We start from the raw sequence: 13403 nt of genomic DNA, 5'->3' as shown, positions 1-13403 counted from the left end.
TCATCTATGATTCACCCGCTCAATATCAAGCTGCTAGAAGCCAAGCAAGCGATCGCTATTTCTGGCTTCAGCCGTGACGATCTGCTAAGCCTTGCTCTCACAGATCTCTCAACGCTGCAACTGCCTCTTGTCTCAGAACAAGAACGGCAAACCATTGTGCTTCAATATCGGCGACTTGCATTTTTAGGCGATCGCTTGCTCGATGCTATTCTGGCTGACTACCTTTTCACTACTCACCCAGAGTTGACCAATCAAGACCTCGATGCCTGGAGACAGGACGTTACCTGTCGAGAATCTTTGACTAGATTTGCGGTTCAGCTAGGATTACCCGGCTTCTGCTCATCCTGGAACAGACCAAACCGCAAACCGCCTGAAGAAGAGCCAGGTGTTTATGGAGAAATGTTCGAGGCTTTAGTTGCTGTAATTTACCTGGATGGAAACCGCAGTTTTGAACGAGTTTACAGATGGGTGTGCGATCGCTTCATCCAAGACGCTGTTGAATTGTTTGAAGAAGCGCATGAGTCAGACGAGGATTTTGATGGCACTATCACAACCAGGGACTATCTGGACATGATTGGCTTAGATGGCTTCTCCAATTATGGTTGGGCACCGGGCGATGACGATGATTAAATCTTTTTGCACAATGTGCAGAAGTGGTGCAGACTGCTTATCAAGTAGAAATAGTGTACTATCCTGCTTAGTTAAGCATATTTGCCACAATTTTGCCAGAACTCATCACCCCTGGTATTCCCGCTCCTGGATGCGTTCCGGCTCCAACAAAATAAAGATTTGAAACGTCCTCGCTCTGGTTATGAGGGCGAAACCAGGCAGATTGAAATAGCGTTGGCTCTACTGAAAATGCACTTCCCTTGTAGCTATTCAACTCATCACGGAAATAGAGAGGGTTAACAACACGCTCCGTAACAATGTGTTGGGATAGGTCTGGTAGATAGTGCTGCTCCAGGTATTGAATAATGGCATCTCGGAAAGGCTTCGTCATTTCCTGCCAATTGGTTGCTCCATCCAAATTGGGAACGGGAGCTAATGCGTACCAGCAGTCACACCCCGATGGTGCAAGGGTTGGATCGGTTGCCGTAGGACGGTGCAGATAGAGCGAAAAGTCTGATGCCAGATGCTTACGATCGAATAAGTCCACCATCCATTCTCGGTAACGCGGACCCATCAAAATCTCGTGATGCGCCATTTGCTCATAGCGGCGGTTTGTCCCAACGTAGATGACAAACAATGACATCGAATAGCGCAAGTTCTGGATGTAGCGATCGCGATATTTGCGACGAAACTGAGAAGGAACTAAATTGAGATAGGTTGATGCAACATCTGCATTACTGACGATCGCATCCGCTTGAAGCAAGTCGCCATTTCTCAGAGCAATCCCTGTTGCCTTTTTTCTCTTACCATCAATCAAAATTTCTGAGACTTCGCTATTAAGCCGCAATTCTCCCCCTAACTCTTGAAACAAACGCACCAAGCCTTGTACCAAAGCCCCTGTGCCTCCCATTGCAAACCAAACCCCAAACGCCTGCTCTAGTTTGTGAATCATGGCGTAGACGGATGTACTTTGAAACGGATTGCCTCCAATCAATAAAGGATGAAAACTGAATACCTGCCGTAGCCGCTCATCCTGAATATACTGATTCACAAAGCCTGCTACCGATTTGAATGACTGCAATTGCAGCATATCTGGCGCGACTTTGAGCATATCAGTGAAGCGACTAAAGGGCTGAGTCATTAGGGGCAGCCCCTTTTCAAACACCTGCTCCGATGCTTGGTAGAAGCGATCGTAACCCTCCACATCCGCTGGATTGAACTGCCGAATTTGCTCCAGCAGATAATCTCGATTGCCATTGTAGCGAAACACTGAGCCATCCTCGAACCGAACGTTGTAGAACGGATCGAGCGGCACCAGCGTGATGTAATCTTCGATTTTGCGATCGCTGACCTCGAACAATTCATGAATCAGATAGGGAGCCGTGATGATGGTTGGACCTGCATCGAAAGTAAAACCGTCCTGCTGAAACACATAGGCACGACCACCCGGTTTATCCCGTTTTTCTACCATCGTTACCTGATGTCCCTGTGCCTGTAGCCGGATGGCAGCCGACAATCCGCCAAAACCGCTTCCAATCACAATAATCTTCATGAAATGCTCCCTATAACCTGCCAAACTCATTAAAACAGAAGGGATTTTGGATAACCCCCTTGTTTTCTCAATACACTATAGAAAAGCGTTAAATGGGTGCGTGGCTGCAAGATTTTCAGGTCTCAGTGGGTTTACTAAGAAAGTAACAGGGGGAAAGCCAGGCATTTATGCCCTTCGAGATCATCCACAAACCTACCTTCACAAACCAACTCCTCGCCATCCCCAAAGAGCGAGTCGTTCAAATATTGGAGAAGATCGAGGTTCTGCGGGATGACCCCAAGCCCCACGGTAGCCTGAAGAAAAAGCTACACGGCTACAAGGGCGACATTTACCGCCTGCGCTCCGGTGACTTTCGGATTATCTACACCTATGGTGACGGGTGGGTTGCCCTGCTTGGAGTCGATGCCCGTAAGGATGTCTACAAAGGCGATAAATTGATCGCTGAGGAAACTGAGGTTGATGTCACCCCCTTCTCTAAGCTCGATGACCTCCTGACCCCTGAAAAAACGTCCGCCCCTCCCCCCAAACCGTCCCAAACCGAGAACCTGCTCCCGGTTGAGCTAACCGAAGACCTCCTGGATCGCCTGCTCATCCCCAAAGCTTGTTTCCCTACACTCCTCGCCTGCCGTACCTTCGATGACTTGCTGGAAGCCGATGTTCCTGACGGTGTGCGCGATCGCCTGTTTGACTGCATTACGGCTCCTAACTTCGATCAGGTTCTGAGTCAACCCAGCTTTGTTACGGGTAGCCCAGACGAGTTACTACGCTTCAAAGAAGGAGACCTACTTGGCTTCCTACTCAAACTCAATCCCGAACAAGAAAAATTCGTTACCTGGGCAGTCAATGCAACAGGTCCTACTCTCCTTAAAGGCAGTCCGGGCACTGGCAAAAGCACTGTTGCGCTTTACCGTACCCGTGAGATTCTGAAACAGCTTCAGGCGAACGGCACTCATCAGCCACGAATTCTCTTCACCACCTATACCAACGCCCTGGTTACTTTTTCTGAGCAACTGCTGCAACAGCTTTTGGGGCAAGAGGCTCAATTCGTGGAGGTGAAGACTGCCGATGCCCTAATGTCCTCACTGGTTCGCCAATCCACAGGTCAGCCAAAAATCGGAACGACTAAGGAACTGCTCAAGCTCATTCAACAAGCTGTCCCGAAGACGATCGCCACCTTAGAGGGAAACGTCCTGCAACAGCAAGCCCAACGACTAATTCTGCAACGACTCCAACCAGAATATCTCCTGGAGGAAATGACTGAAGTCATTGACGCTAGAGGTATTGAAACCTTAGAGGAGTATCAAGCCACCCCTCGCACGGGTCGCAGCATTCCACTTAACAAAACCCAGCGGCAGGCAATTTGGAAGCTCCGACATTATTTCAATGAGCTTTTGGCGGCTCAGGGCATTGAAACTTGGGCGCAAATGCGAAACCGTGCCTTAGCTCTCCTTCAGTCCATGTCCCAGCCTCCACTCTACGATGCCGTCATCATTGACGAAGCACAGGATCTTAGCCCCACCATCCTACGATTCCTGATTCAACTCTGCCCCGAACCCAACCGCTTCTTTATCACCGCTGATGCCAATCAGTCTATTTATGGCAGTAGCTTCCGCTGGAGTGATGTCCATGAGTCGCTCAAGTTTGTAGGGCGCACTGGCATTCTCAAAGTGAACCATCGCACCACTCAGGAGATCGGGGAAGCTGCTTACTCCTACCTGCAAGAAGGAACACTGGACGAAGACGACAGAGATCGGCTTTATATCCACACAGGACCACCGCCTGCGGTTCGTGCCGTTACCGACCGTAATTCTGAAGGCAATCTTCTGGCTCAGTTTTGCCGCACGGCTGCCCATGAATTTCGGCTGAGGCTGGGAGCCTGTGCCATCCTGGTGCCAACCGAGAAAGTTGGGAAGAATATCACAGGACAGCTTAATTACCTGGGGATTGAGGCTCAGTTCATGACGAGCAAGGATCTAGACCTGAACAGCAAAGGCGTAAAAGTGCTGCCCCTCAAAGCCGCAAAAGGCTTGGAATTTCCGATTGTGGCGATCGCGGGTTTTCTGGAAGGTGCCTATCCCACCATTCCCAAAGGCACTGCCCCAGAAGCTGCCACTGAAATTCTCAATCGGGAACGACGCACTCTATACGTTGCCATGACCAGAGCCATGCGTGCCCTTCTGGTTCTTGTTCCTGCCAAGAAGCCTTCTCCCCTTCTCCAAACCTTTGATCCCCACCTCTGGAACCTCGGCAACTCATGAAGATCATCAAGCTCCCACCCATCCTCCCCGGTGACTTAGACCTGGCAGCCGTCAACCAGCAATTGCGTGAACGCATCGCTCAGTTGGATTGGAGTTCCGTCGTTTCGGCTTCTGAACATCATCTCGCTATTCTGCTGGCAGGGCTTGACCTCTCCAATGATGCCGATGTACTGGGGGACAGCACATTGTCAGAGACGATCGCTGCAAAGGTGGTACAGGTGCTTGAGGCATTACCAGAACAGCCTAAAGTCTCCCAATCAAAATCCACTGTACCCAAGATCACCCCTGCGGTTTGGGAACAACCGAACTTAATAGAATCTCAGTACGTTGCAAGTTCTCAGAGCAAGGGCGAAGGACAGGGCAAATTGGTTGAGATCCAGTTTGTTCCGGTTAATCCCTCAGCAGACCAATCCTCTACAGCCCAGACTGGAGAAAAGGCTCCGCCGTCTTCTTCGGAACCAGTCATTCTCAAACCACCTTCTTATTACCAAATTCGAGCCGAGCTAGAACAGGCAGTCCTTGCCGATTTGCTTGGTCCAGCGGGGGGAGAGTACGAAGAAGTGGATGAGGCACGAGTGAGCGATCGCTACCTGGTTGGCTTACTCGCCCCGTTACATCGCCGCAACCGCCCCGATCAACCGGATGACCAGCTAGAACAGACCGATGAACTGGCAGCCGCCAAAACCGGAACAGTTGAGGAAGGGACCGAACAACTGGATGACCTGGCGATTGGTGGAACAGGCACGATCGACGATGGCGCGACTGAAACGACCAATCCGGCGATCGAAACCATGTTTCCCTCATCGCTCGGCATGAGTTTTTGTGTAAGCGGGACTGCTAAAGCCATTCGTATCCAAGCGGGATGGGGACAGTACGAACGCACGAAGAGTGAATATCTAGAAACACCCACAGGCGCACCGAAAACGGTTTGGCGCAGGTACCCAGTTGTGGGGCAATCCCCTCCGATTCCCCTTGAAACAGGTGGAATTGATCCCTGGCGCGTTGACCCAGATCGAGACGTGTGTGTGCGTGGGCAGGTTCGCCCGTGCGGGGATGATTGGATCATCAGTTTGTTCTTAGTAAACGAACAGCGGGAACCCGATCGCTCTCCTGACCAAGCATGGCTGTTTCAACCTGAATTGAGTGTGCAATCCGCCGACCCCAATCAACCGGATATTTTCCTTCGCAAAGCTCAACAGCGATCGCTCGGCAAACTTGACCCAGTGCAATATGCCGAAGAACAAGCGATGGAAATGCTCTATCGGCATCAGGTGGAATTTGCCGTTGGACATGGAACAGGAGTTCATGCCGAATTAGCCCAGGGCAGTACCGACCGGGCAATTCATCTTCGGACCTGTGTTGTACCGACCTACGAAGTCCCCAAGACCGATGCTCCTACCCCCGATGAAATTCCAGGACTGACAGGACTAGTTTTGGATATGAAGGAGTTAGCCAAGTCTCCGGCAACTGACCTGATTGGTAAACTTACTCCCTTGGTCACAGCTTATGCTGACTGGATTACCCACCAAGCGGCTCGTATCACTGATCCGACTGCTAAGTTGCAGGGGTATGAGGCGATTGCTCATGACACCTTGGCTAACTGCACTCGTGCGTTAGAGCGGATTAGAACAGGGTTAAACCTCCTGCAATCTGATCCACAAGCCTTAGAATCATTCCAATTCATGAACCGGGCAATGTGGCAGCAGCGGGTTCATTCAATCCTTTCCGAACAGAAGCGTCGGGGCGAGGATGTTGAACTAGATACGGTTGATATGCCCAAAAACCGTTCCTGGCGACCGTTCCAGCTTGCCTTTATTCTGCTGAACCTGCCTAGCATCACTGACCTAAACCATCCCGATCGCAGCCATGAAACCGAGGCGATCGCTGACCTGCTCTGGTTCCCAACAGGCGGCGGTAAGACGGAAGCCTATCTGGGACTAACCGCTTACACGATCGGACTCAGGCGATTACAGGGAGTCGTCGCCGGACGCTCTGGAGAATCAGGTGTTGCGGTTCTGATGCGCTACACACTGCGACTTTTGACCCTCCAGCAGTTTCAACGGGCAACCGCACTCATCTGCGCTTGTGAAGCGATTCGCCGGGAGAATCCCATCAAGTGGGGCAAAGAACCGTTCCGTATTGGTTTATGGGTGGGTCAGAAAACCACACCCAACCGCACGGAGCAGAGTGAAGAGTTTCTCAAACAAAAGCTGGGGCAGTACCAACCCACCAGTAGTGGTTCTCCTCACCAGCTAACCAATTGCCCGTGGTGTGGGTCTAAGATTGACCCCGGTAAGCAGCACATTAAGGTGGAGTCGTTTGCCAAAGGACAGGCTCGCACTCTAATTTACTGTGGTGATGCGCTGGGTCGCTGTCTGTTTACCCAAAAGCAATCACCCACTGAGGGTTTACCGATTCTGGTGGTGGATGAGGAGATCTATCGTCGTCTGCCAACGCTCTTGATTGCAACCGTCGATAAGTTCGCCCAGATGCCCTGGAATGGGGCAGTTCAGATGCTGTTTGGACAGGTCGAAGGTTACTGTCAACGACACGGGTTTGTCTCGCCTGAAGTTGAGGATTCTCCGAGTCATCCTGCCAAGTATGGTCAACCCCTTGCGAAAACTCTTCCCCACAATCCCTTACGTCCACCCGATTTGATTATCCAGGACGAGTTACACCTGATTAGTGGACCGCTGGGAACACTGGTCGGTCTGTATGAAACTGCCGTTGATAAGCTTTGCTCTTGGACAGTAGACGGCAAAACTGTGCGTCCTAAAGTCATTGCTTCAACCGCAACCATTCGCCAAGCTCGCGAACAGATTCATCACCTTTTCTTGCGGCAAGTGCAGGTCTTTCCACCCCAGGGTTTAGATGTCACCGACAATTTTTTCTCCCTTCAACGCGAACCGAGCGAGGAGTACCCCGGACGGCGTTACCTGGGCATCTGCGCTACAGGACGCAGGCTCAAAGCTGCACTGATTCGAGTTTATACCGCTGTACTTGCCGCATCTCAGGCACTCTATGAGAAATATGGAGAAGCGGTTGACCCCTGGATGACGACCGTAGGCTACTTCAACTCCATGCGGGAGTTAGGCGGGACACGGCGACTTGTGGATGACGACATCCAATCGCGCCTGGGCAAGATGGATCAGCGGGGGTTGGCACGGCGATCGCGCATCGAAGTCAAAGAACTGACCTCCCGTATTGCCTCTACCGACATTCCGATTGTCCTGGATGCTCTGGAAGTCCCTTTCAATCCAAATCGGGACAAGAAAACTGATCCTCGCAAACCCATCGACGTGCTACTGGCAACCAACATGATTTCGGTGGGCGTAGACGTAAGGCGACTAGGGGCGATGGTGGTAACAGGGCAACCGAAGACAACGGCGGAGTACATTCAGGCGACTTCCCGTGTCGGACGAACCTTTCCTGGCATCGTGTTCACCGTCTATAACTGGGCACGACCGAGGGATTTGTCCCACTATGAGCAGTTTGAACATTACCACGCCACGTTCTATAAACACGTCGAAGCTCTGTCTGTCACGCCCTTCGCCCCGCGTGCGATCGATCGCGGTCTAGCCGCACTACTCGTCTCATTGGTGCGATTGAAGGGCGTTGAACTCAACAAGAATGACAAGGCTGGGCGGATCGATCGCAACCATCCTTTCATTCAAGAAGCGATTGAAACGATTGTGACTCGTGCTGCCAATGTGGATGGACTTAAAACCAGAGATCTCGTCAAGCAGGAATTAGAAGCCAAACTGGACTACTGGTTAGAGCAAGCAGACAACCTCATGGGTGGAGCCGTATTGGGCTACCAGCCTCAGAGGGACGGCATTACTCAGGGATTGTTGGAACAGCCAGGGCAGGGGGATTGGCAACCATTCACCTGCCTTAACTCTCTACGAAATGTGGAACCAACGATCGGACTTATTCTTGACGATCGCATTCCCGACGACGATTTTCGCTCTCCCCAACCCATGCCCAGTTCACCTTAAGAGGTTTTATGGCACAAGCACAAACTCGCAACAAAGTCGGTGAACTGCGTCCCAGTCAAATTCTCTTTTCGGCTGGCATTGGCTCTGTCATCGATCTGCCCAACCTTTCCACAATGGTGATGGGGCTGGATGATTGGGATATTACCCACGCTACAGAACTGGGAGAGGAACGGTTGCTCGCAGCCGTGAAGCGATCGCTCAGTCATTCAGTCAAACGCCTGCTGTCACCGCCTTTACCACCGGAATCCGATAGCATTCCTAATTTACTCGATGAGAGCCAACGTGTTGGCATTCCAGTATCCCCCTTTCCCACCTGGATGCTCTGTCCAAACTGTCGTCTGTTGGCTCCACTCCAATCCGGACTGTTTGATCTGAAGACCGATCGCTTCCGCCCCGACCAAAACCGCTATATCCACACCAACTGTCCTAGAGGAAAGTTCCCACCCACCGTGATTCCTGCCCGATTTTTAGTGGCGTGTAAGCACGGGCATTTGGACGATTTCCCCTGGCGATATTTCGTTCATCGAGGAGTTGATTGTGGAAGGGGTACATTACGACTAAACGAGTACGGTGTGTCTGGTTCTGCGGCAGATATTGAAGTGAAGTGTGACGGTTGCGGGGCAAATCGCCGGATGTCCGATGCCTTTGGTGAACCGGGCAAGAAGTTTATGCCTCAGTGTCGCGGTCGCCATGTTCACCTGAGGAATTTTGATGAGGGTGGCTGTGACAAGCAGATGGTGGGTATTTTGCTGGGTGCTTCCAATAGTTGGTTTCCGATAACCCTCTCTGCCCTCTCGATTCCAACCGCAGTGGATAAGCTGGCGCAACTGGTTGAGAAACATTGGACGGTGTTGGAGAAAGCCGTCAGCCTGGAAGTTCTAGCAGCTTTTCGGCTGATTGGGCAGTTGAAGGAGTTTGCCAAGTATTCAGATGCAGAGCTTTGGGCGCAGGTGCAACAAAAGCGATCCGCAACCTCAGACGACGGGGACGAGGAGTCGAAGGATATCAAAACTCCAGAATGGCAGGTGTTCTCCAATGCTGACACAAGCCTCAATTCGGCAGATTTTTGGCTCACACCCGTTGCCCCACCCAAAGGCTACGAGTCCTACTTCAATAAGGTGGTGTTGGTTGAACGGTTACGGGAAGTTCGCGCCCTAGTCGGATTTACTCGCATCGAATCTCCTGGAGACTTTGTGGAAACAGGGGAGATTCCCGAAGATTTCTGGGCACCGTTAAGTCGTCAGGAACCAAAATGGGTGCCAGCTACAGAAGTGCGGGGTGAAGGGTTGTTTATTCAGTTCAGTGAACAGGCGATCGCCCAATGGGAAGCATTACCCCAACTGAAGGATTACAAGAAGCAGAGCGTAGAGGCACATCAGCGTTGGCGGACAGCACGTTCCCTTGATCCCAATGCTAATTATCCCGGTGTCCGCTACATCCTGCTGCATTCCTTTGCCCATGCCCTGATGCGACAGTTGGCGATCGAGTGTGGCTATACCGCAGCCAGCCTGCGAGAGCGGATCTACTCGAAATCACCTCAAGATGATAACGGACCAATGGCAGGGATTTTGATTTACACCGCCGCGCCTGATAGTGAGGGTACATTGGGTGGCTTGGTGAGTTTAGGTGAACCTGCTACCCTGGGTCGCCACATTGATCAGGCATTGGATCAAATGCGGCTATGTGTCTCTGATCCGTTATGTGCAGAGCATAGTCCTTTACAGAATCCGAATGTTCTTCACTGGGCTGCCTGCCATGCTTGCCTCTTCAGCCCAGAAACCTCTTGCGAACGAGGGAACAAGTATCTCGATCGCACGCTGCTCATTCCAACAGTCAAGACCGAACTATCCTCGATCGCTTTCTTCAAGGATCTGATGTGACAACCTTTTCATCCAAGCTGCTAGACCACATTCGCCAAGTTACTCAGGAGGTGCCCACTTCAACTCTGGACTCCCTGATTAAAGTTCTCATGGCAGCGGAACAGGGTGAACCATTCCAGATGAAATCAAAACTCCTGCAACTCCTGCCCAGAGGATCATGGCGACAGGCGGTGAGCAACTTGGTTGATGTGTGGCAGGTTGAAGCGGGTGAATTGGACGGGAAGGCAATGGCGATCGCCCTTTCAACGGCTGCTCATTGCCAAACCAAATTGCATCAGGAATTATCGGCGGAGTTAGTTTGGACAGGACCCAATCCTGCGTCGCTTCCATTGCGGCGCACTGATCAAGCTTTGCTGCAACTGATTCGAGCCGCACAACGGGATCTCCTGATTGTCAGCTTTGCCATTTACAACATCCCTGAAATTGTGAAGGCATTAATGGCTGCGATCGATCGAGGCGTTAAGGTTCGCATTGTTGCTGAAACACCAGAAGCAAGCAATGGCAAGATTGCTTATGGAATGGCAATTACCTTTGGTTCCCAAATTCTAGAACGTACTCAAGTCTACATCTGGCATAAAGACAAGCGCCCAACGGACGAGCAAGGGCGATACGGTTCCCTTCATGCCAAATGTGCAGTTTGCGATGGTCAACACCTGTTCATTTCCAGTGCAAACCTGACTGAATATGCAATGTCACTTAATATTGAGATGGGAGTTTTAATTCATAATCAGAACTTGTCGCAACAGGTAATTGAGCAAATCAATAGCCTAATATCCAATAATGATTTAGTTGACTGGAAAAACGAGGATTTTAGCCGATAAAAACTTATATAAATCCAAAAAATCTAATACTCATTACTAGGCGGTGAAGTGCTTAGTTTATTGGTTATAGACGAATATAGTTAAGATAAGCCAATCGAAAGGTAAGCGCCTGCACGCTAACTTGATAATGCTTTGCAAGACTTTGTAGCTTCTCGTCCTCGAAGATATCTAAAGCTTCAAAGAGATCTGGACGATTAATTTGCTCTAAATCTTGCTTTATAAAGCTTGCTGGCATTAGTAACTCTGCTGCAAAGAGATTAGCCTCCTTTTCTTCGGTGCTGTCTCCCTTTTGAAATTCATCGTCACTTATCTTCAGTCGGAACTTGTAATCAACGTGAAATTTAGCACTTTCATGTAAGAGAAAGTGACCTAACTCATGCCCAATCGTAAATCTCTGGCGATTATCAGGATGATTTTTATTTACTCCAATAATGACTTTCTGTTGTGTCGGATCTCTTAGAAGAAAACCACAAAGACTATCCTCCGCAGGCTCGTAACGAACGATAACACCAGAGGCAAGTGCTAATTTCTCAACATCTACTGGAGCAGAGTAAATATTTTGTTTCCTCAGTAAACTCTCTACCAAACTACGAATATACTTGCGTCGGAGTGCCATATGCTACTCCCCAATTGCTGTATCTACAACCGTCTTAACCCACTCCTGTTCTTCTTGAGAGTAACCCTCTAGAAGTTTATCAAGCGGCTGTGTCGAAGGGATGGCTGTAGGTAGTAATGATTCTGGTGAGACCTTTAAAGCGGCAGCAATCTCAGTAAGGGTGTGAACTAGAACCTGTTGTCTACCTTTTTCAATATTGGTGACAGAAGTCCGAGTTAATGAAACCAGCGATGCTAGGGCTTCTTGCGTCAAACTTCTCTTTTGCCTGACTTCTCGTATGCGACGACCCAGTTCAGTGTAGAACGTCTGATGATCAGCCATCAGCCTATTTTCCTATAAGTTTCACCTGCCATCTTACTTCACAATGTCACTATTACAAACATTTAACGTTATCAATAATGACATTCATGAATCTTAACATTTTCTATTTGGCTTTTTGAATTTTCTATGGTTAGACTGAAGGCGTTCGACACTAGATGTAGTTAAACGCCGTTTCGAGGATTTCTTTGTGGTCGCAAAAATCATTTTCTTTCCCGTGGATAACGGGGACATGACACTAATTGTCTTGGAGAGCGGCAGGACGATCCTAATCGATATGAATGTTCGTGGGGATGCGGATGACCCTGAGCACAAAATGCCCGATGTCATGACTATGCTGCGGAAAGAGCTAAAGCGCGACAGTCAAAAACGTCTGTATGTGGATGTGCTTTTGCTCAGTCATCCCGACCAAGACCACTGCCGTGGACTAAGTAAGCACCTCCATCTGGGCGCACCAGAAACTTACATCAAAGCTGACAACAAAATCTTCATCCGTGAAATCTGGTCGTCGCCGATCGTATTCCGTCGTGCTTCTAGCACTTTAACGCTGTGTGATGATGCTAAAGCATTTCAAACTGAGGCTAAACGGCGGGTCAAATATTTCCAAGACAATGGGTTGGCAGCCGTTGGAGATGGCAATCGCGTTCTGATTATGGGAGAGGATGAGAACGGCAAGACGGATAAACTGGGAGACATTCTTGTCAAGATTGACGAGTTGATTCCTAAAGTGAACGGTGTTTCTGATTCAAGCATCACCGCCCGGCTGCTAGGTCCGTTGCCCAAATCTGACGAAGAAGAAGAAGAGGAAGCCCTTGCAAAGAACCGCTCTAGCGTCATTATTCAGTTCATCCTAAAGGTCGGTGGTGTTGATGCCTGCCGTTTCCTAACAGGTGGGGATGCAGAGGTTGCAATTTGGGAACGCCTTTGGGATAAGCACAAAAACACCGATTGGCTCGCCTACGACTTGCTGCAAACGCCCCATCACTGTTCGTGGCATTCTTTATCTTATGAAAGTTGGAGCGACTTGGGTGAGGATGCTGAAGTAAGTGAAGCCGCTAGCAATGCATTGTCCCAGGCTCGTGCAGGTGCAGTGATTATTGCAAGTTGTAAGCCAATCGACGCAAATGACGCTGATCCACCATGCATTGGGGCTAAGCGGGAGTATGAAGCCATCGTTCGTGCTGTCAATGGAACTTTCAGGTGCACGGGTGAATATCCGAGCAAAACTTCACCGGGCAAGATGGAGTTTGAAATTACCCAGTATGGAGCGCGTCTAAAAAGTACTGCGGCATCAACTCCTGCTTTTCTCTCGACGGGCGCGATTGGACGCGATCCTCTACCGCATGGTTAA

The 13403-nt window shown here is 50.1% G+C and carries 9 protein-coding genes; 6 read left to right on the top strand and 3 right to left on the bottom strand.

The features are described 5' to 3' along the window. Window positions 1–6 precede the first annotated feature (6 nt). Window positions 7–630, top strand: a complete 624-nt coding sequence (locus tag H6G89_RS20385; RefSeq protein ID WP_190509845.1) for a ribonuclease III domain-containing protein — start codon at window positions 7–9, stop codon at window positions 628–630. A 67-nt stretch (window positions 631–697) separates the two neighbouring features. Here H6G89_RS20385 and H6G89_RS20380 read toward each other — a convergent pair whose 3' ends face one another. Beyond that, complete coding sequence (locus tag H6G89_RS20380; protein ID WP_190509843.1) at window positions 698–2161, bottom strand: phytoene desaturase; 1464 nt, start codon at window positions 2159–2161, stop codon at window positions 698–700. A gap of 167 nt (window positions 2162–2328) precedes the next feature. Here H6G89_RS20380 and H6G89_RS20375 point away from each other — a divergent pair, with 167 nt between their 5' ends. The 4 genes from H6G89_RS20375 to drmC are packed head-to-tail and all read left to right on the top strand — an operon-like array spanning window position 2329 to window position 11118. Then, window positions 2329–4419 (top strand): UvrD-helicase domain-containing protein, encoded by a 2091-nt coding sequence (locus tag H6G89_RS20375; RefSeq protein ID WP_190509840.1) that lies wholly within the window; start codon window positions 2329–2331, stop codon window positions 4417–4419. Beyond that, window positions 4416–8417 (top strand): DISARM system helicase DrmA, encoded by a 4002-nt coding sequence (drmA, locus tag H6G89_RS20370; protein ID WP_190509838.1) that lies wholly within the window; start codon window positions 4416–4418, stop codon window positions 8415–8417. The genes H6G89_RS20375 and drmA overlap by 4 nt, the downstream gene beginning before the upstream one ends. An 8-nt stretch (window positions 8418–8425) precedes the next feature. Next, a complete protein-coding gene (drmB, locus tag H6G89_RS20365; protein WP_190509836.1) occupies window positions 8426–10297 on the top strand; it encodes a DUF1998 domain-containing protein in 1872 nt (623 codons plus the stop codon). Next, on the top strand, window positions 10294–11118 hold the full coding sequence (gene drmC, locus H6G89_RS20360; protein WP_190509834.1) for a DISARM system phospholipase D-like protein DrmC: 825 nt from the start codon (window positions 10294–10296) through the stop codon (window positions 11116–11118). Before drmB ends, drmC begins: the two co-directional genes overlap by 4 nt. 64 nt (window positions 11119–11182) lie before the next feature. On the opposite strand, the gene H6G89_RS20355 is transcribed toward drmC, so the two are convergent. Continuing rightward, a complete protein-coding gene (locus H6G89_RS20355) occupies window positions 11183–11734 on the bottom strand; it encodes an ImmA/IrrE family metallo-endopeptidase (RefSeq protein WP_190509832.1) in 552 nt (183 codons plus the stop codon). 3 nt (window positions 11735–11737) lie between these two features. Further along, complete coding sequence (locus H6G89_RS20350) at window positions 11738–12055, bottom strand: helix-turn-helix transcriptional regulator (RefSeq protein ID WP_190509830.1); 318 nt, start codon at window positions 12053–12055, stop codon at window positions 11738–11740. Between the two features lie 229 nt (window positions 12056–12284). Between H6G89_RS20350 and H6G89_RS20345 the strand changes: the two genes are divergently transcribed. Next, a complete protein-coding gene (locus tag H6G89_RS20345; RefSeq protein ID WP_199336841.1) occupies window positions 12285–13403 on the top strand; it encodes a hypothetical protein in 1119 nt (372 codons plus the stop codon).

It is taken from the genome of Oscillatoria sp. FACHB-1407 (assembly GCF_014697545.1).
Taxonomy (GTDB): domain Bacteria; phylum Cyanobacteriota; class Cyanobacteriia; order Elainellales; family Elainellaceae; genus FACHB-1407.
Note: the sequence above shows the minus strand (reverse complement) of the source record. Positions and strands in the feature narration are given on the sequence as shown.